Here is a 17884-nt window from a genome sequence, read left to right on the forward strand (position 1 = left end):
CTTGGCTATAGACTCGCCTATGAAACGCTCTCCACTTTTGACCATTTTTTTGATCGCGTTTGTTGGAACCATGAGCTATGGTGTGGTGATTCCGATCACGCCGTTTTATGCGCAGGAGTTTGGGGCTTCCGAGGTTCAGGTTGGCATGATTGTGGGCAGTTATGCCTTGATGCAATTTATCTTTGCCCCGATCCTTGGCCAATTATCCGACCGCTATGGTCGCCGCCCACTGCTCATTTTAAGTTTGATTGGTACAGTCTGTAGTTTGTTGCTATTTGGCTTTGCCAATAGCCTGATTTGGCTGTTCGTCGGGCGCATGTTCGATGGCGCAACTGGCGGCAACATCTCGATTGCTCAAGCCTATGTTAGCGATATCACCACCGACAAAGATCGTGCTCGCGGCATGGGCATGGTTGGGGCGGCACTTGGCTTAGGCTTTATCGCTGGGCCAGCTATCGGCGCGTTGCTCAGCAAAGATGGCAATTATCAGTTGCCAATTTTTGTAGCCGCAGGCATTGCAGTGCTCAGCCTGATTTTAACGATTGTGGTGTTGCCTGAGCCAGAGCGCCATGCACCCCAACAAGGCCGTACTTTTAACCCAATGAAACTGCTGGCGGCAGTTCGCAAGCCGAATGTTGGCCGTTTGCTCAGCATTACACTCTTGATCAACTTGGCGTTTGTGGCCTTTGAAACAACCTTTGCCTTGTTTGCGGCACGACGGTTGGAGTTTGGCTCGCATCAAACTGGCTATACTTTGGCCGGAGTTGGGATTGTGGTGGCGATTGTGCAAGGCGGCTTAATTCGGCGCTTGGCGGCGCGGTTTGGCGAAGCAACCCTGATTGTGTCAGGCTCGTTGCTGCTAGCACTTTCGTTGGCGGGCTTGGGTTTTATTCAGAATGTTTGGCATTTGGTGGCAATTTGTATTGTGCTGGCAGTTGGTGAGGGCTTGCTCACGCCATCGCTTTCGTCGTTGGTCAGCCGCAATTCACCTGCCAGTGAGCGTGGCGAGAATATGGGCTTGTATCAGTCGATGAGCAGTTTGGCGCGGATTTTTGCCCCGCTCTATGCCACGTGGATGCTCTCGAATGTTGGCGAAGCCTCGCCCTACCTGATGGGCAGCGTGTTGGTTGTGGCGGGCGCATTAATTGCCGTTGGTTTGTCTAGCGCCGAACCCCAAGCCCAGCCAGCACATTAGGCATAAATCGATGAATCAACATCGAAAATAAGCCCTTCGTTGGCCAATTCTAGGGCTGGATCAAGCTGGTTCAACAAACGGCGCTCATAGACAATCCAGCGATTTTTACCAGTTTCCTTGGCCTCGTAAAGCGCTAAATCGGCAGCAGTCAGCAATTGGGCTTCATTGAAGCCATGCGTTCCACATACCGCAATCCCAATGCTGACTGTATGCTGAATCACCTGATCATTCCAGACGGTTGGCTGCTGTTGGATCGCTTGACGTAAGCGTTCAGCCATCAAGGTTGCTTGCTGAATCGTATCGGCATCAACAATTAACAGAAACTCTTCACCACCCCAGCGCCCAATTAGATCGTTAATTCGCACTTGTTCGCTTAGCACCAAGGCAATATGCCGCAACACAGAATCGCCTGCGTGGTGACCATAGCGATCATTAATTTGCTTGAAACAATCAATATCGAGCATGATTACCGCAAAACCCTGCTGATTGCGCCGCCATTTGGCAATTGCCTGCTCTAGATATTCGTTGATTGCACGGCGATTGGCGATGCCAGTTAAGACATCAATACTGGCTAAGGCCGATAAATCACATTGCATGCGCTGAGTAATCATTACCGCAAAGCCACCAGTCCACAGCAGCGAAAGCAGCAAAATCAACACGCTATAGCCTAATTTCAAGGTCGTCAGGCTGGGCCAGCGCTGGCTATACCAAAAATAGGCCAAGCCCAAAACAACAATCGCAATTTTGAGGCTCAAGGCCAACGCCAATAATCGGCTAGCACTTTGATACGGGATGGTGCGCTGGAAAAACACCTGGAGTGCAGTATAGGCCATTCCAGCACTCCCGATCAGCATCGCCAAATTGATAATTAAGCCTGAATCGGCAAACAACCATGCTCCCAAACTAAGCATTGCAGCAACGATTAGCCAGCAGATCGCATAAATTTTGGCTGAGCTGGCGGCTCCAATGAAGCGTAAAATGCCACTGCTTAGCCCAAACAAGCCACTGAGAATCAGAATATAACTACTTGTGATTGCTACGATTGAGGCTTGGGGCAATAACGCCAAGGCTAAAAAGCCCAAACCTAAGCCAATCGTGCCAAACAAAAAGCAGCGAATTCCTTGATAGCGCCGAACAAAGACTAAAAAAGCTCCAATTACTAATGCTTGGAGCAACAAGCCAATTCCGACAATTAAGGCAACCGTTGGCTGGTCGAGCGCCATGCCGCCTACCTCCGCAGGATGGGTAAATGGCCAAAAGCTAACGCACTCATCGCGGTTGGCTGCGGAGTTAGCAGAAGTTGCCAAAGCCAAGACCACAATATGAAGCGTCTTTGAATATTCGCCAAACGTATGTAGTTAATTGTGAGTGGTTATATCACAAACCAATTGATCTATTTTTGGATATAACCACAATACCACCGATTGTAGGTTTGCTAAAGTAGCAATTTAGTAGCCAAACCAACCGCTGATTTGGCTAGTATCAAGACGGATTTACCAGTTTATTCTTGCCAATTGAGCGTGCGTTGCACTGCTTTGTTCCATTGTGCATACAAGCTATCACGCTGATCGCTGCTCATTTGCGGCTCCCAGCGCTTGCTTTCGCTCCAATTGGCACATAATTCAGCCGGATTCGCCCAGTAGCCAACGGCCAAACCGGCGGCGTAGGCTGCTCCCAAGGCAGTGGTTTCGGCAACTTTAGGCCGTACAACTGGCACACCCAAAATATCAGCCTGAAACTGCATCAATAATTCATTCGCCACCATTCCGCCATCAACTTTGAGCGCTGTCAACTTAACCCCTGAATCTTGGGCCATGGCGCTGACGACTTCGCGGGTTTGGTAGGCAGTCGCTTCAAGCGCCGCCCGTGCGATATGCGCTTTATTGGCATAGCGCGTTAGCCCAACCAACACGCCCCGCGCGTCGGAGCGCCAATGTGGGGCAAACAAGCCCGAAAAGGCGGGCACAAGATACACGCCGCCATTATCGGCTACGCTGGTAGCCAATGGTTCGACCTCAGCCGCACTGTGAATAATGCCTAAATTGTCGCGTAGCCATTGCACCAACGAGCCAGTTACTGCGATTGAGCCTTCTAAGGCCCACGTTGGCTGCTTGCCAAAATGATAAGCTGGCGTGGTGATTAAGCCATGGCGCGATTGCACCAAGCGTTCGCCAGTATTGAGCAGCATAAAATTGCCGGTGCCATAGGTGTTTTTGGCCTCGCCAACTTCAAAACACACTTGCCCAACCGTCGCCGCCTGTTGATCGCCCAAAATGCCTGCTAATGGCACGCCATCGAGTTGGCCGCGACATGTGCCATACACCTCGCTTGAGGATCGCACACTTGGCAACATGCTGCGCGGAATGCGAAAAATCTCCAATAATTCAGCATCCCAATCGCCAGTCGCGAGGTTGAGCAGTAAGGTACGTGAGGCATTGGTGGTGTCGGTGATGTGCAAGCCGCCATGAGGGCCGCCTGTCAACCACCAAGCGACAAAACAATCGATCGTGCCAAATAACAAATTGCCTGCTTCAGCCGCTGCCTGCGCACCCTCAACTTGATCAAGTAGCCAACGAATTTTGGTGGCCGAGAAGTAGGTCGCCAAGGGCAAGCCAGTTTGCGCCCGAAAACGATCTTGTCCACCGTCGGCAGCAAATTGGCGCACCAGCGAATCTGTGCGGGTATCTTGCCAAACTAAAGCATTGTAGATTGCCTTGCCCGTGTGGCGATCCCAAATGACGGTTGTTTCACGCTGATTGGTAATGCCCAGCGCCGCCAGATCGCTTTTTTCGATGTTGGCCGCCGCTAGTGCTCCTGCGATCACGCCCTGGGTTCGTTGCCAAATCTCAGCAGGATTATGCTCAACCCAGCCTGGCTGTGGGAAAATCTGGGCATGCTCACGTTGATCAACTCCAACAACATTGCCATTATGATCGAAAACCATACAGCGCGTGCTGGTTGTACCTTGGTCGAGTGCCGCAATATACTGCATACAACATTACCTCATTGTAATACGTGGAGATTGGTTGTCGGGAATCGGTCGTTTTGATCCACGAAGGACACGAAGGGAGATTAGGCTATCGACTGATGGCTATCGGCTTTTGGAGTAGAGAATTTTGAAATGATTAAAATATTCCGATAGCCTATAGCCCATAGCCATTAATCCTCTGCGCTAAATGCCGCTCCCTAAATCCCTATATTCTCTGCTGTTAACTTCATCCCTCATCCTTCATCCTTCATCCCTTCGTGCTGTCATCGCTTTGTAACCTTAACCGATTGAATCCATGGTTGGCAAGCCTTAGGCTAAACCTCACAGCTATCGTTTTAGGAGGGACGGCATATGGCCTTAGCAACCTTTCGACTTAACTTCCTACCGCGCCTCCGTGATGGTCGGCAGATTCGGCGGTATCGTCACCACTTGCTTGAAGGTGAGAGTTTGGTTGGCTCCCAACCATTGCTGCCCCATTTGCAACGTTTGCCGCTGCAATTTCAACAAGTTGAGGGCGGCCCATCGATGACCTTGCGCGATGCCCTGCGCGAAACGCCGCGTTTGGCCTTGATCGAGCCAGGTTCGCGGTCGTTGGCCATGCGCCAATTATGTTTGCAATGGGCACGCGGCGCTCAATTACCAACCGCCTATTTGCCGTTGCTCTATCAGGTGCAACAGCCGCTAAGCCGGCTAACTCAGCCGTTGCATTTGCTGCACCAAGAGATTGAGAAGCTTGGCTTTGCCATGACTGAATTGGCTGTTAAACGTGGCTTAGCCGCTGGTTTATGGTTGTTATTGATCGAAGGCTGGGATCAACTTAATCAAAGTGATCAACAACGTTGGTCAAATTGGGTCAGCAGTTGGCTCGAACGCTATCCAGCCTTATCAATGATGCTTTCAACCAGCAAACCGCAAACGATTCCCCATCAATTTGCCTTGTGGCACAGTGTGCAATGGCGTTTCTAAGGCTGCTGTTTTTGGATCGTTTTTAGGGCTTGTTCAGCGCGAGCTACGGCCTCGGCATCAAGTTGCTCGGCATAGCGGGCTTGGGTATAGATAGCTGTTAGTTCAGCAATCGCTGACTCGTTGGTTGGCTGTTGTTGCGCATATCCACGCCCATATTCGTGAGCTGTTTGATGTTTGCTACGTGGTTGGCCATGATCTTCGCCCAACTCCAAAAATCGCGTATAAATTCGCCGCACTTTTTGTACCTGTGGATCGTTGGTATCAAGTTTCCATGGTTTTTTGCGCCGAAAGCGCTCCAAAATTTGCTCACGCAAGCTATCGAACGACCAAATCGATTGTTCGATGACGACTTCGCCTTGGGCAATCGGCCTGGTTTCAAAATCACGCAGCCAGTGCACTACCCGATAAATCAGCCAGGCAATCATCATAAGCAGAATGATCGCCACCCCAATATTCAGCAGATCGCCGAGCCACGAGCTGACTTGGCTGGTTTCTTCAGGCATTAAACTTGAGGGATCGACCACTTGGGGCATGCTTGGCTCAATTGGCGGGCGTTGATTGGGCTTGAATGAGGGAATCAACCAGCCAACCAACCATGATAAAGCCACCGCTAAACCGCCAGCAATCAGCACTATTCCATCCATAAATGCGCCTAAAATGAGGCCCAAGATGCTGCGCTGACCGTCGGCAATCCCAAACAAGAGCAAGGGAATCGCTACCAGTGCCAAGGTAAATAGGCTGCTCCAACCCAACATCGGCGGGGTTTGCAACTCGGCTTGGTTGCTCTGATCGAGCATAATCGCAAATAAACAGGCTGCCACAAACGCCAAGGCTTGAATGATAAAAAGTTGCAGTAAACCTGGTTGTTCTAATGCGCCACGGGTCATGACTGGGCCAAGCGCCACAAATGCCACCAACACGCCCAGACCCCGCCAAAAGAGCTGTTGCAACCAATCGTGATTCCATTGATCAGCATTGATCGCCCGCGACATCAAAAAGCCCGCCCCAAATCCACTCAAGACCAATTCTTGGCCACTGCGTTCGCTGCGAATCCAGAGCCAGCCAACCATGGTGATGCCAATCGCAGCGGCAGCAGTAATGATCGCGCTGCGCTGACGCAAACGTTGGCGCAAACTAGCCATTGTGATCATGCCAAACACGAAAATTGGCCAGCGCCAAACCGCACTTGGTTGATCGCCAACACTATCAAGGCTATTCAGCACAACGCTGATCAAGCTGCTATAGGCGATGCATGCGCTGAGCAAAACGATTAATTTGGCGCTCTGACGATTGATCATGGCTCCCTCTGGTGACTATGAATCAGCTTAACTCCAGCAACTTTTGGCGCATGCTGGCCCAAATAGAGCCAAACGGGGGCATAGCCATATTCGCGCAAACGGGCCAAGGCGCTGCGATGAGCCGGCGTATCTACCGTGCTAATCAGCAAAACCGTCGCGCCTAGCGGTAAGCGCGATTGTTCACGCCCAATAAATTTGGCAATTTCTAGCCGCGAGTAGAGCGACATTTGGGCCAATACTTCCAAGATCGCGCTGGCCTGTTTGGGGCTACGATTGGGCGGCAGTTGGATGGCGGTGTTGCCTTCAACTAGTGCTGCATTCGACCATAAACCAACCGCATGGCCAGCTTTATGCAAAGCGCTACAAACCGTTGCCGCCATACTAATTAAACGTTCACCCTGAAATTTATTCACCCCCAGATAGGAGGGTACAATCGTTTCAATATCGAGAATACACATCACTGTCAATGCAGTGACTGGCTCGTAAATGCGAGTTTGCAGTTGCCCCCGTCGTGCCGTCGCCGTCCAATGAATGCTTTTGAGCGGGTCGCTTTGGGTATAATCGCGGATACCAATCGGCACAACTGGATCAGTCAATAAGCGCTGCGAAGCGCGAATCGTGCCCAATAATTCGCGTAAGGGCAAGCCTAATTCTGGCTCAGTCAACAAGCGAGGATAGACGATCAAGCGATCAATCTCATTAATTGTTGCGCGACTAATACTCAACCCAAGCGGATCGCTGGCACTCAAATTGGCTGGGCCAAAACGGTGCAAACCGCGCTGTGGGCACAAAATTGTATATTGGCGGGTTACTTGTTGATAGCTGCTGATACCAAATGCCCGCGCTAGTACCCGATAATTGGGGCTGGCGGCGGGCTGGGTTTCAATCTGCTCAAGTGTGATGCCAACTGGCACCAAATCGTGCAAATTAACAAATGGCAAGGGCAAAAATTTGCGATTGCGCAGGGTAATGCTGAGGGTCGTGCGGTTATCAGGGAACAGATGGGTATGACCTAGTTCACGTTGGTAATCAACATGCTTAAACATGCGCCATTCCCATAATTCGACCGCGAGCAAGGCCATAATCCCTAGCATCGTGACCAACGGCAACAGCGTTACATCGCTCAGCAAGCCAATAATCAAGAGCAAGACCAAAACAAATAAGCCTGCTCGTCGCCCTTTCATGCTCGTTCCTCAACTGGAGTTGCAATGCTTTTGACAATATCAGCTAGAATTTTTTCAGGGCTGCGTTGAGCCAAACGGGCTTCAGCATTCAAAATCAGCCGATGGGCTAAAACGCTGGGCACAAGTTGCTTCACATCATCAGGCAGCACAAAATCGCGGCCATGAATTAATGCCCAAGCTTGGGCGGCGCGGGTTAAGGCCAATGAGCCACGTGGGCTAGCGCCTAATTCAATTTCGCCATGTTCGCGGGTTGCCCGCACAATCGCAATTGCATAATTGCGCACTGCATCGCTCAAATGCACAGTGCGTACTGCCTGAATTGCCGCCAACAGCTGGCTTTGATCGCTCACGGCCTGCATCGCCACCCATGGATCGCCTTGATTAAAGCGTTGGATAATCGCATGTTCTTCGGCTTCGCTGGGATAGCCCAAATTCACTCGCAGCAAAAAGCGGTCGAGTTGGGCTTCGGGCAAGGGAAAAGTGCCTTCTAATTCGATTGGGTTTTGGGTGGCAAGCACCAAAAATGGCCGCGTTAATTGATGAGTTTCGCCATCAATCGTAATCGTGGCTTCGGCCATAGCTTCGAGCAAGGCCGATTGGGTGCGCGGCGTAGCGCGGTTAATTTCATCGGCCAGCACAATATTGGCAAACAACGGTCCAGCTCGAAACTGAAATTCACTCAATTTTTGATTATAAAAATTCAGGCCAGTTACGTCGCTGGGCAATAAGTCGGGAGTAAATTGCACTCGCCGAAATTGACAATCAAGGCTTTGGGCTAGCGCCCGAATCAGGGTGGTTTTGCCCACGCCTGGCACATCTTCTAGCAGCACATGGCCTTCGCACAACAGCGCGGTTAGCAATAAATCGATGCTGGTTTGCTTTCCAACCACCACCTGCCCAACTTGCCGACGTAACTGTTCAGCCCATGTTTGAATATTTAATCCCGTCATGATTTCCCTCAAACCACACAATTAATCATCTTCGACAACTGGTAGGGCTACGGTGAAGGTGCTGCCGCGGCCTTCGCTGCTGGCAACCCAAACCACACCGCCATGGCCTTCGACCAAGTGTTTGACAATCGCCAAACCTAAACCTGTGCCACCAACCCCGCGTGTCCGTGCCCGATCAACTTTATAGAAACGCTCGAAAATTCGCGGAATCGCCTCGGCTGGAATGCCCGCGCCAGTATCGTGAATTGCCATAATCACCCAGCGATTGCTTGGCTCAAGCATGCGGCTCAGATGATGGCCAAGTTCGCTACGCGAACGTAAGCCAGCTTCAATCGTAATCGTGCCGCCAGCATCAGTCCATTTAACGGCATTATGCAACAAATTGAGCAGCACTTGGCTAATTCGGTCGCGATCAACATAGACTTCGGGCAGATCAGGCGCAATTGTCACCGCCACTCGCAGATCTTTGCGCTTGGCTTGCGGCTGAATCCGATCATTGGCCCGTTCAACAATATCTTCAACGGGAGTTGGCTGCAATTGCAAGGCCGTGCGCCCCGATTCGATCTGCGAAAGTTCGTGCAATTCATCGACCAACTGCATCACCGCGTCAAGCTCGGTATCGACTTGGCCAAGCATGCGTTGGGCTAATTCGGGTGGTGGTTGGGTGGCCAAAGTTTCAACCAAGAGTTTGATTGAGGCTAGCGGCGTGCGTAATTCGTGCGAAACGTTCGCCACCAAATCACGCCGCGCCCGCTCCAACAAACTCAGTTGGGTCAAATCTCGCGCCAGAATTAACGCGCCGCTTTCAGGCATTGGCTCACACCAAATCCGAATTGTCCGATTCGAAAGCACTGGTTGCAAGGTTACTTGCTGCGGGTCGCGTCGCCGAATCGATTGCTCAATCATCGTATCGGCCTGATAATCGCGCACCAATGTGATTACGCTATGATTGACCACCGCATTGGCACTAACCCCAAATAATTTAGCCGCAACATCGTTACAATAACGAATGGTGCGGCCATCATTGACGACAATCACGCCTGCATCGAGCGCGGCGCTGAGCGTGCGAAACAACTGATTAAATGGATCGGCTGGTGGGGTTGGGGCAACCACAGGCCGATTGCGTAAATAGGCCAGTTCACGACGGAGATTGCGTTGACCACGCCAACCCCAAAGCAACGCGATAATCGTTGTCAACGCCAACAACACAATCCAAGTCATTAGTTTTTGCGCTCGCTACGGCTAAGTTGATCATTAAAACGATAGCCAATCCCCCGCACAGTTTGAATATAAATTGGGTTGCTGGGGTCTACTTCAACTTTCTCTCGCAGCCAACGCACATGCACATCGACCGTGCGCGAATCACCGGGGAAATCGTAGCCCCAAACTCGTTCGAGCAGCAAATCGCGCGAAAGCGCCATGCCACGGTTGCGCATCAAACACACCAACAGGTCAAATTCCTTCTGAGCGAGCGTAATTTCGTTGTTATCACGAAACACCCGACGGCTCCCAGTATCGACCTTAAGATTAGCGGCGGTCAGCAATTCGCGTTCAATCCCCGTTGGCTGGCGGTCGGTGCGGCGCAAAATCGCCCGAACGCGGGCCAGTAATTCGCCAAGGCTAAATGGCTTGATCACATAATCATCAGCGCCCAATTCCAAGCCAGCAATCCGATCAACTTCATCTTGGCGGGCGGTCAACATCATAATTGGAATATTGGTTTCGCGCCGCAAAATTCGACAGACTGAAAAGCCGTCGAGTTTAGGCAACATCACATCTAAAATCAGCAAATCGGGCTGTTCAGCACGTGCCAAATCCAGCCCTGTAACTCCATCGGAAGCGGAAAGCACGGTGTAGCCTTCGCGTTCAAGGTTGTAGCGCAGCGTATCGGCGAGCAGGGCTTCATCTTCTACAAGCAATATTGTGGACATAGATTGTCAGCACCATTGGGTATATACAATCAGCAAGGGGCGAATGCCCGCTGCTATTGTACCATTATCATCAGCATGAGATATGCAGATTGATCCACGAAGGACACGAAGGGGACATGGCTATTGGCGATAGGCTAGCGGAACAATTTGTGGAATGACAATAATTTCAAAAAGCCTATATCCCATAGCCAATCGCCTCTGGATTAAATGCCGACCCCCAGCCCCCAACCACCGATCCCCGCCCCTATGTTCTATGTTCTTTGCTCTATGTTCTTAGCTATTTGTCATCAAAAATTCATGCAGCTTGGTTGCCAAAAATCGTCTGCTCAACTATGATCATAGCAGAGTTGGCCGCGTTGACCAACCTAGGAGATCTATTATGAGCGATGTACAAGCGGTAATTCGACGAGAAGAGTGGGATGATGTCGTGCTGTTGCATATTCTTACCAACAGCGTCGATGCGGTCTCGGCAGCAACGATCGAGCATGCCTGTACCCAAATGAAACCAATTACTGTTTTAGATTTTGCCGATGTGGCGTTTATCAACTCAGCTGGCATTTCGGTGTTGCTGAAGTTTGTGGTCGCTGCTCGCAAGAATGGCTATAAAGTCTTTTGTTTACACGTCAGCCCGCATCATCAAAAAATCTTCAAGATGGTCGAGATGACGCGCTTTATGCCAGTAATCGAAGAACAAGATTTGGCGGCCTATACCAACGCCCAACAATCATCAGTCTCCAATTCTTAACGTTCTTCTTCGTTCTTGTTGCGCGATGAATGCTGGGTTAAATAGCAAGCGCAGGCAATCATTACTGCCTGCGCTCTGGCGTTTAATCGCAATGATTAAGCGGCTTCAATTTCAGCGTCGGGCTGCATCGAAATCACAAATTCGCCATCGCGGCCAATTGCGACGTGTTCAGGGCCAAGGCCAGTTGGCAGCAGTTTGGCTTGTTGAACGGCTCGTTCGAGGGCGCGTTTATTGTTGAAGCCCATGGCATCGAGCACGGGATTGGCGACAAACCGACCATGTTTGAGTGGCGTGTAGAGTTTGGTGCGTTCCAATGAGGCTTTCAGTTCCTCGGCATTGGGCAAAATATGCAGCGCTGGCATGTTGAAGCCATTCAGTACCCGAAACACCATATCCAGCGTTTCATAAGGCAAATAGCGCTTGTAAATATCGATCACGCGCAGAAACATGCCGTGGTGGGCAATTTCATCAACGCCAACGATTTTGAAGGCGGCAGCAGCACCAATTTGCTTGCCACGTTTGCGCTCTTCTTCGGTGGTTTGTTCGGGCAAGCCATATTCGCTGCGAATCCGTTTGCGCAGTTCTTCATAATTAAAATAGGTAGCGCGTTCTTGGACCATCGCATAGGCCGCGACTCCCAAGGGCGTGTCAAAACCAGGATGATTTTCATACATCGTCCAACGATGCTCAGCAACTTGATCGCGATAGGTTTCTAATTGTTCTTTGGTGCGGCGGCCTGAATGCAACAGCACCAATTCCCAAGCCTCGGCGTGCTTGGATTCTTCAGCGCCCCATTGCAATTGAATATTGCGCCGTTCGCGCTTGCCATGGACGATGTTGATGGTATCCTCGACATAATCGCCGACATAATCTTCAACGCCCAAGAAACTTTCAACCAAGGTCACGGTATCTTCGCTGAGCATGTGACCATATTGTTCCATCTCGCGCAGCGGCAAATCATCCCATGGCAACCAGTTGCGGGTTTTGACGGCTTTGCGGAAATATTCGATATAGGCTAATTTTACTTCTTCGGCGATCGCGCGTTCGCGGGCTTCGCGCGTCCATGGGCCATTGATAACTAGCGGGGTTACTGGGGTTTGCTGTTCGTGTAACACAGAGCCACTCCTTGAATTTTAGGCACACTAAAGAAACCCCGCCGAGACGGGGCAGCCATGTTAGCGGCTTAATACGTCCGTTGTAGTCGGGTTCCTGTCCACAACAACAAAGGGCCGAAAATGAGATAGAAGCTGCTGAAGCTGATCACGGATGGTAGTCCGATTAAGGTTAGGCCGGTGCTACCACTCCAAAAGAGCCATTGGCCGATGGTTTGTTTGGGCAGCCAAATCCCTACCACTGAGAGAATCGAGCAGACCGCCGCAGTTCCGCCAAGAATGAAGGCCAGTAGATTGCCATCAAACCATGGAAAGACAAACGAAAGCACAATCGCGATGCTGGCAATCACGGTGGCGATGATCATCATGGTGCGATGTTTGGCAGCCTCGCGTTTGGCCGAGCGATGGATACGCTTCAATTTGCGCCCAAATTGATCGGCCTGAAAGGGCAAACCTAAGCGTAAAATCTGATCATCGGCGGTTGGGTCAGCGGCAGCATCGTCGTAGTGCGAGCGTAATTCGCGCAAAATCGCTTCACGTTCGGCAAGGCTGAGCGCTGCTAATTCTTGTTCGAGTTCAGCAAAATAGCTATCATTGGGACGGTGCATCGGAGACCACCTTTGAAACTGCGGCACTAAATCGACTCCATTGGGCACGGCGTTCGTCTAGGACAGCCTGTCCAGCTGCCGTTAGCCGATAGTAGCGGCGATCAACGCCATCTTCGCGCCGTTGCCAAAAGCCTTCGATCATCCCTTCTTTTTCCAACCGATGGAGCGCCGGATATAACGACCCCTCTTTGAGATCAATTACATCGTCGGTGAGCGCACGAATTTCCTTCGCGATCAGGTAGCCATACATTGGGCCTTGCTCAACGAGCGCCATTAGCATTAAACCGAGGCTACCTTTAAGAAGTTCACGTTCAAACATAGGCTACCTTGCGATAAAGGATACTTTGTAATACAAGGTATAGAATAATAGATCTGAAGGCTGCTTGTCAAACATGCAAATTTGGCCCATGATTAACCATAATCAATCCAATTGGTTCGGTAGGCATGGCCCATTGTGTGCTACAGTATTACCAGCCATGCTTTGACTTAGAGGAGCACGCTATGACTCGTGTTGATTGGTTCGTTTTCGGCTTTTTAGCGGTGTTTGCTGTTCTTGTGTTGTTTGTTTTTCGCAAGCGCTGGCAAGGTGCCTTGGGCTGGCTAACGCTAGCAAGTGCCTTTGTGAGCGGCTTGGTTTATACCCGCAACGCTGAAGGCCTGTTTGGTTCGGTGGTGATCGCGGTTGCTGCCGTGATTGGGGTTGGCTTGGTTGGCTTTGATTATTATCGCTTCGAACGCCCCAAGCGCCGTGCTCGGCTTGAGGCTGATGATCCATTAACCCCGCCATCGCCCTTTAAAATTCGTCGCCGCCCAACCCTCATGCAACGTCGGCGCTTCCAGCGTGAGGCTCGCCATTAATGAAAACGATCAGGTTAGGAGTGCTTGGAGCGGGTTTAGCGGTCAAACATTTGCATCTACCAGCGCTCAAAGCATTACCAAATTGCTTTGAAATTGTTAGCATTTGCGATCATAATCGGGCCAATGCTGAGGCGCTGGCAGGCTTGCTCGATCTCCACCCAACGATCACTGATTCGTGGGTGGATTTCTTTGCCGATCCCCAAATCGAGGCGGTATTAATTTCGTTGCCAATTCAGCGCAATGCTGAGGCAATTCAAGCGGCGGTCGCGGCAGGCAAACATGTCATTTGTGAAAAACCCTTGGCCGCCAATTTGCCGCAGGCCGAAGCGTTGGTCGCAGCCTGTCAACATGCCCCAGTCAAAATTTTGATTGCCGAAAATTTTCACTATCGCGATGATCTCAAACAAGCCCGCGCTTGGATGGATGCTGGGGCAATTGGCGATTTGGTATTAATTGAACTTCGCGCCACCTTCTGGAGCGATCCCGATCAGGGCTTTGGGGCAACGCCTTGGCGTCATGATCATCAATATCGTGGCGCAGTTTTGGCCGATGCGGGGGTGCATCAAGCTGCTTTATTACGCGAACTAGGCGGGCCAATCGAAAGCGCTCATGCTTTCATTAAGGATGTGCATCCAATATTGCGTGGCCCAGACACGATGGTGCTGAATTTGCGTTTTGCCTCAGGCGTGCTTGGTTCGCTGTGTTTTTCGGGTGCGGTGCAAACCCAACAGCCCTGTTTTGATTGGACGGTGGTGCACGGAACCCACGGTAGTATTACCATCCGTGGCGATCAGACGACATTATATCGGGCTGATGGTACAATAGAGCACTATCAAGCTCAAGATTTGCGGGGCTATATCAGCGAGTTTCGCAATTTTTATGCGGCAATTGTTGAAAACGAGCCAATTGTGGCTAGTTTGGCTACTGCGCTGGCCGATTGGCGTTTGATCATGCGGGCAATCGATGCTGCTGAAAGTAATAGCGTGCAGCAAATCGACCAAATTGTGCCCTTGGCAAGCTTGAACGATCTTCCGAACTAAAACAAGGATTTCGATACAATGACTGAACAATGGCCTGACGATGCCGAACAAATTGGCAATTTAGTATTTGTGCCCAATCGCGAGTACCCCTATCCTTTTAAAGTAGCAGTGCCACCGCGCTTTTGGATGGAAGAGCAAACTGGCGTTTTAGAAGCCGCCGTTGATGCTTATATGAATGGCGAACGGCTTGATGAAGCCCAATTAACGGCATTAAAACTCTATTTGACCCAATATGTGGAGCGAGCTGTGATGGCTCACGATGCCAATCGCCAAAAATATGTCGGGCTAATTAAAAAAATGCGCACCATCCACGATATCGAATCGATCGCCGATGAGCTAGCCGAATTTGGCGCAGAAGTCTTTTAGAAGGATGAAGGATGAGGGATGAACGAAGGGATGAATTATGAGGGATGAGGGATGAAGGGAATAAATCAATATTTGTAGGTTATTGGGTTTATCGCCATTAATCTAGCCTAAAAATTGGTTTATTTATGGTTTGCTCTGAATTTTCATCCTTCATAATTCATAATTCATCCTTATTACTACGGGGTTACTACCAATGCGGGTGATTACTGGCAGTGCCAAAGGGCGACAATTAAAAGGCCCGCCAGATATTGGCACTCGCCCGATGCTTGATCGGGTCAAAGAATCGTTATTTGGCATTTTAGAGGGCTTTAATGCTTTTGAAGGCCGTGCCCTCGATTTATTTGCGGGTACTGGCTCGTTGGGCATCGAATGCTTATCGCGCGGCGCTGAATGGGCCGATTTTGTTGAGGCTCGTAGCCATGTTGCTGCCGTGACCAAAGACAACCTGAAAACGACTAAATTGGCTGAGCGAGCCAAAGTTTGGAACGTTTCGGTCGATAAATTTCTGCAAATCATCGACGAAAAAACAAAATATGCTATAATCCTGCTCGATCCGCCATATGCTATGGAAGGCATACCCGACCTTGTAGTGCGGGTTGCTGAACGCGGCATTTTAGATCCAAATGGCGTTTTAGTTTTAGGCCATTGGCCAAAGCTGGTGATGCCGCCCCAACTTGGGCCACTGAGTTTGCTAAAGCATCGGCGTATCGGCGATTCCTGCTTCTCAATTTATGAATTGAGTCCAGCGTTACCGCCGCAATCGGAGTAATCACCTGTGACTATTGCTGTCTACCCTGCAAGCTTCGACCCAATTACCAATGGACATCTTGATGTTGCGGCTCGCGCATCACGCTTGTTCGATGAATTGGTCTTAGCGGTAGCTCATCGTCCGTACAAAAAGTTGCTCTTTACGACTGAGCAACGGATTGCCATGATTCGCGAATCGGTAGCGCACCTGCCCAATGTGCGGGTGGATGCTTTTTCGAGTTTAGTTGTGGAATATGCGCTCGATATTGGTGCCACTGTGCTGGTACGAGGCTTACGGGCTGCAACCGATTTTGAGCACGAATTTCAAATGGCGCATATCAATCATCACTTGGCTCCCACGCTTGATACGGTCTGTTTGATGGCTGATCAACGCTTTACGTTGCTTAGCTCAAGCGCGGTACGCGAAATTGCGGCCTATGGCGGCGATGTTAGCTCTTTTGTGCCAGCTCATATTGCCCTTGCGCTCAAGCAAGCCTATCAAACGCATGAGGAGTCACGCGCATGAGCGAACAATCCCAATGGGGAGAACAGCCCAGTGAACATCAGGAAGCAACCAGCGTGGAGCCAGTCGGGCAACACCAGCGCCCCCCAGAATATGCTGAGGCCGAGTTTGAGCGCCTGATTAACGAGTTGGAAGAGGTTTTAGCGAGTGGTGGCCGTGTGCCCTTGACCAGCCGATTAATGATCGACGAAAAGCAAGTCTTCGACATTATCGACCGGATGCGGGTTGCGGTTCCCAATGAATTACGCCAAGCACGCCAGATTGTGCGCGAACGCGACCAACTGATCGAGGCGACCAAAAAGAAAATTGCGATCACGCTCTCGGAACAGGGCATGCTTGAAATTGCCCAGCGTGAACGCAGCCGAATTATCGCCGAAGCCGAATCAGAAGCCGCCAAAGTGCGCTCTGAGGCCGATGAATATGCCCGACAAGTGTTGTTAAACCTTGAAGAGCATATCGGCAAATCGCTGACGATTATTCAAAATGGCCTCGATGAACTGGGCGTAGTTTGACAGAGCGCGTTCTCGCGCCTATAATGTCACGTCGCTTGCGGGTTGAATTCCAGCAGGAGGTCACTGTATGTCATCCGAACTCCAATTCAATGTTTCCCAACTATTGCAAGAATATGTTGGGGCGACCCGCCAGTATACTTATGAAAACGAACAGCTTGATTTAGGTGATGGTAGCCGCCTGAGGATCACCGAAGGCGATGTCAAACTGACCCGCACCAAAAATGGGGTCTTAGTAGATGCTGCGATGAGCGGCAACGTCACTTTAGAATGCGTGCGATGCTTAAGCGATTTCAGCCAACCTGTTGAGTTCGATTTCGCCGAGGAATATTTCGCGACGGTTCATGCAACGACGGGCGCACCGTTGCCAGAACCAGAAGAGCCTGATGTGTTCAAAATTAACGGCAACCATTTGCTTGACCTTGGCGATGCTGCCCGTGAATACACGCTCATCAACTTACCAATCGCGCCGATTTGTCGCCCCGATTGTCGTGGTTTGTCGTTCGATGGCCAAAACCTCAACGATAACCCAGAAGCCGATAATTTGGACGATCAAGTGATCGATGAGCGCCTTGCCGCGCTCAAACAATTGCTGAAAGGAGCCTAGTTTCTCATGGGCGCATTGCCACGTCGTAAAATTACCCGCGAACAACGCGGGCACCGCCGCCAACATCTTGCTTTGACCGCACCTTCATTGTCGGCTTGTCCAAACTGTGGTGGCTATCGCCGCCCACATCGCGTTTGCTTGAACTGCGGCACCTACAAAGGTCGCCAATACCTCAAGAAGGACAATGCTGAAGCATAAGCCATGGTTGGCAGCGAAGCAGCGAAAGGGTCGAGACCTATGGTTCTCGTCCCTTTCG

The 17884-nt window shown here is 50.7% G+C and carries 21 protein-coding genes; 11 read left to right on the plus strand and 10 right to left on the minus strand.

Annotation, left to right across the window (positions count from 1 at the left end):
* Window positions 1-19: 19 nt before the first annotated feature.
* Window positions 20-1195, plus strand: a complete 1176-nt coding sequence (locus tag LCH85_09090) for an MFS transporter (protein ID MCA0352137.1) — start codon at window positions 20-22, stop codon at window positions 1193-1195.
* Here LCH85_09090 and LCH85_09095 read toward each other — a convergent pair.
* Window positions 1192-2418, minus strand: a complete 1227-nt coding sequence (locus LCH85_09095) for a GGDEF domain-containing protein (GenBank protein ID MCA0352138.1) — start codon at window positions 2416-2418, stop codon at window positions 1192-1194. The two genes, LCH85_09090 and LCH85_09095, sit on opposite strands and share 4 nt — an antisense overlap.
* 278 nt (window positions 2419-2696) lie before the next feature.
* A complete protein-coding gene (glpK, locus tag LCH85_09100; GenBank protein MCA0352139.1) occupies window positions 2697-4187 on the minus strand; it encodes a glycerol kinase GlpK in 1491 nt (496 codons plus the stop codon).
* A gap of 348 nt (window positions 4188-4535) precedes the next feature.
* Between glpK and LCH85_09105 the strand changes: the two genes are divergently transcribed.
* Window positions 4536-5150 (plus strand): hypothetical protein, encoded by a 615-nt coding sequence (locus LCH85_09105; protein ID MCA0352140.1) that lies wholly within the window; start codon window positions 4536-4538, stop codon window positions 5148-5150.
* Here the strand turns inward: LCH85_09105 and LCH85_09110 are convergent.
* Genes LCH85_09110 through LCH85_09130 form a run of 5 tightly spaced genes read right to left on the minus strand, consistent with a single transcriptional unit; the run spans window position 5147 to window position 10513 of the window.
* Window positions 5147-6448 carry a DUF4129 domain-containing protein gene (locus LCH85_09110; GenBank protein MCA0352141.1) on the minus strand — a complete coding sequence of 434 codons (1302 nt, stop codon included), beginning with the start codon at window positions 6446-6448 and terminating at the stop codon, window positions 5147-5149. The genes LCH85_09105 and LCH85_09110 overlap by 4 nt on opposite strands.
* Window positions 6445-7632, minus strand: coding sequence for a DUF58 domain-containing protein (locus LCH85_09115; protein MCA0352142.1), 1188 nt, complete (start codon window positions 7630-7632; stop codon window positions 6445-6447). The genes LCH85_09110 and LCH85_09115 overlap by 4 nt, the downstream gene beginning before the upstream one ends.
* Window positions 7629-8582 (minus strand): MoxR family ATPase, encoded by a 954-nt coding sequence (locus tag LCH85_09120; protein MCA0352143.1) that lies wholly within the window; start codon window positions 8580-8582, stop codon window positions 7629-7631. The genes LCH85_09115 and LCH85_09120 overlap by 4 nt, the downstream gene beginning before the upstream one ends.
* Window positions 8583-8603: 21 nt before the next feature.
* Window positions 8604-9803 carry a PAS domain-containing protein gene (locus LCH85_09125; GenBank protein MCA0352144.1) on the minus strand — a complete coding sequence of 400 codons (1200 nt, stop codon included), beginning with the start codon at window positions 9801-9803 and terminating at the stop codon, window positions 8604-8606.
* The gene (locus tag LCH85_09130; protein ID MCA0352145.1) at window positions 9803-10513 is read right to left on the minus strand and encodes a response regulator transcription factor; all 711 of its coding nucleotides are present in this window, start codon (window positions 10511-10513) and stop codon (window positions 9803-9805) included. The genes LCH85_09125 and LCH85_09130 overlap by 1 nt, the downstream gene beginning before the upstream one ends.
* 379 nt (window positions 10514-10892) lie before the next feature.
* Here LCH85_09130 and LCH85_09135 point away from each other — a divergent pair, with 379 nt between their 5' ends.
* Window positions 10893-11258: an STAS domain-containing protein gene (locus LCH85_09135; GenBank protein ID MCA0352146.1), complete on the plus strand. Its 366-nt coding sequence runs from the start codon at window positions 10893-10895 to the stop codon at window positions 11256-11258.
* Between the two features lie 95 nt (window positions 11259-11353).
* Here LCH85_09135 and LCH85_09140 read toward each other — a convergent pair whose 3' ends face one another.
* The 3 genes from LCH85_09140 to LCH85_09150 form a co-directional block, all read right to left on the minus strand.
* Window positions 11354-12373, minus strand: coding sequence for a hypothetical protein (locus tag LCH85_09140; protein MCA0352147.1), 1020 nt, complete (start codon window positions 12371-12373; stop codon window positions 11354-11356).
* 68 nt (window positions 12374-12441) lie between these two features.
* Window positions 12442-12978 (minus strand): hypothetical protein, encoded by a 537-nt coding sequence (locus LCH85_09145; protein MCA0352148.1) that lies wholly within the window; start codon window positions 12976-12978, stop codon window positions 12442-12444.
* On the minus strand, window positions 12962-13297 hold the full coding sequence (locus tag LCH85_09150) for a PadR family transcriptional regulator (protein MCA0352149.1): 336 nt from the start codon (window positions 13295-13297) through the stop codon (window positions 12962-12964). Before LCH85_09150 ends, LCH85_09145 begins: the two co-directional genes overlap by 17 nt.
* A gap of 182 nt (window positions 13298-13479) precedes the next feature.
* Here LCH85_09150 and LCH85_09155 point away from each other — a divergent pair, with 182 nt between their 5' ends.
* The 8 genes from LCH85_09155 (at window position 13480) to rpmF (ending at window position 17826) form a co-directional block, all read left to right on the plus strand.
* Window positions 13480-13836, plus strand: coding sequence for a hypothetical protein (locus LCH85_09155; GenBank protein MCA0352150.1), 357 nt, complete (start codon window positions 13480-13482; stop codon window positions 13834-13836).
* Window positions 13836-14876: a Gfo/Idh/MocA family oxidoreductase gene (locus LCH85_09160; GenBank protein MCA0352151.1), complete on the plus strand. Its 1041-nt coding sequence runs from the start codon at window positions 13836-13838 to the stop codon at window positions 14874-14876. The genes LCH85_09155 and LCH85_09160 overlap by 1 nt, the downstream gene beginning before the upstream one ends.
* Before the next feature lie 18 nt (window positions 14877-14894).
* On the plus strand, window positions 14895-15242 hold the full coding sequence (locus tag LCH85_09165; protein MCA0352152.1) for a hypothetical protein: 348 nt from the start codon (window positions 14895-14897) through the stop codon (window positions 15240-15242).
* Between the two features lie 193 nt (window positions 15243-15435).
* Entirely contained in the window at window positions 15436-16011 is a 576-nt protein-coding gene (gene rsmD / locus LCH85_09170; GenBank protein MCA0352153.1) for a 16S rRNA (guanine(966)-N(2))-methyltransferase RsmD, read from the plus strand.
* Window positions 16012-16017: 6 nt separating this feature from the next.
* Window positions 16018-16515 (plus strand): pantetheine-phosphate adenylyltransferase, encoded by a 498-nt coding sequence (coaD, locus tag LCH85_09175; GenBank protein MCA0352154.1) that lies wholly within the window; start codon window positions 16018-16020, stop codon window positions 16513-16515.
* Complete coding sequence (locus LCH85_09180; GenBank protein MCA0352155.1) at window positions 16512-17024, plus strand: hypothetical protein; 513 nt, start codon at window positions 16512-16514, stop codon at window positions 17022-17024. Before coaD ends, LCH85_09180 begins: the two co-directional genes overlap by 4 nt.
* Window positions 17025-17091: 67 nt before the next feature.
* Complete coding sequence (locus LCH85_09185) at window positions 17092-17628, plus strand: DUF177 domain-containing protein (GenBank protein MCA0352156.1); 537 nt, start codon at window positions 17092-17094, stop codon at window positions 17626-17628.
* Window positions 17629-17634: 6 nt separating this feature from the next.
* Entirely contained in the window at window positions 17635-17826 is a 192-nt protein-coding gene (gene rpmF, locus LCH85_09190; protein MCA0352157.1) for a 50S ribosomal protein L32, read from the plus strand.
* Window positions 17827-17884: the final 58 nt, after the last annotated feature.

The sequence above is a fragment of the Chloroflexota bacterium genome (assembly GCA_020161265.1).
Taxonomy (GTDB): domain Bacteria; phylum Chloroflexota; class Chloroflexia; order Chloroflexales; family Herpetosiphonaceae; genus Herpetosiphon.

Excerpts from the sequence above, each read along its gene's own strand:
- LCH85_09090 (MCA0352137.1), top strand. The coding sequence starts at position 20 with ATGAAACGCTCTCCACTTTTGACCATTTTTTTGATCGCGTTTGTTGGA.
- LCH85_09095 (MCA0352138.1), bottom strand. The coding sequence starts at position 2,418 with ATGGCGCTCGACCAGCCAACGGTTGCCTTAATTGTCGGAATTGGCTTG.
- glpK (MCA0352139.1), bottom strand. The coding sequence starts at position 4,187 with ATGCAGTATATTGCGGCACTCGACCAAGGTACAACCAGCACGCGCTGT.
- LCH85_09105 (MCA0352140.1), top strand. The coding sequence starts at position 4,536 with ATGGCCTTAGCAACCTTTCGACTTAACTTCCTACCGCGCCTCCGTGAT.
- LCH85_09110 (MCA0352141.1), bottom strand. The coding sequence starts at position 6,448 with ATGATCAATCGTCAGAGCGCCAAATTAATCGTTTTGCTCAGCGCATGC.
- LCH85_09115 (MCA0352142.1), bottom strand. The coding sequence starts at position 7,632 with ATGAAAGGGCGACGAGCAGGCTTATTTGTTTTGGTCTTGCTCTTGATT.
- LCH85_09120 (MCA0352143.1), bottom strand. The coding sequence starts at position 8,582 with ATGACGGGATTAAATATTCAAACATGGGCTGAACAGTTACGTCGGCAA.
- LCH85_09125 (MCA0352144.1), bottom strand. The coding sequence starts at position 9,803 with ATGACTTGGATTGTGTTGTTGGCGTTGACAACGATTATCGCGTTGCTT.
- LCH85_09130 (MCA0352145.1), bottom strand. The coding sequence starts at position 10,513 with ATGTCCACAATATTGCTTGTAGAAGATGAAGCCCTGCTCGCCGATACG.
- LCH85_09135 (MCA0352146.1), top strand. The coding sequence starts at position 10,893 with ATGAGCGATGTACAAGCGGTAATTCGACGAGAAGAGTGGGATGATGTC.
- LCH85_09145 (MCA0352148.1), bottom strand. The coding sequence starts at position 12,978 with ATGCACCGTCCCAATGATAGCTATTTTGCTGAACTCGAACAAGAATTA.
- LCH85_09150 (MCA0352149.1), bottom strand. The coding sequence starts at position 13,297 with ATGTTTGAACGTGAACTTCTTAAAGGTAGCCTCGGTTTAATGCTAATG.
- LCH85_09155 (MCA0352150.1), top strand. The coding sequence starts at position 13,480 with ATGACTCGTGTTGATTGGTTCGTTTTCGGCTTTTTAGCGGTGTTTGCT.
- LCH85_09160 (MCA0352151.1), top strand. The coding sequence starts at position 13,836 with ATGAAAACGATCAGGTTAGGAGTGCTTGGAGCGGGTTTAGCGGTCAAA.
- LCH85_09165 (MCA0352152.1), top strand. The coding sequence starts at position 14,895 with ATGACTGAACAATGGCCTGACGATGCCGAACAAATTGGCAATTTAGTA.
- rsmD (MCA0352153.1), top strand. The coding sequence starts at position 15,436 with ATGCGGGTGATTACTGGCAGTGCCAAAGGGCGACAATTAAAAGGCCCG.
- LCH85_09180 (MCA0352155.1), top strand. The coding sequence starts at position 16,512 with ATGAGCGAACAATCCCAATGGGGAGAACAGCCCAGTGAACATCAGGAA.
- LCH85_09185 (MCA0352156.1), top strand. The coding sequence starts at position 17,092 with ATGTCATCCGAACTCCAATTCAATGTTTCCCAACTATTGCAAGAATAT.
- rpmF (MCA0352157.1), top strand. The coding sequence starts at position 17,635 with ATGGGCGCATTGCCACGTCGTAAAATTACCCGCGAACAACGCGGGCAC.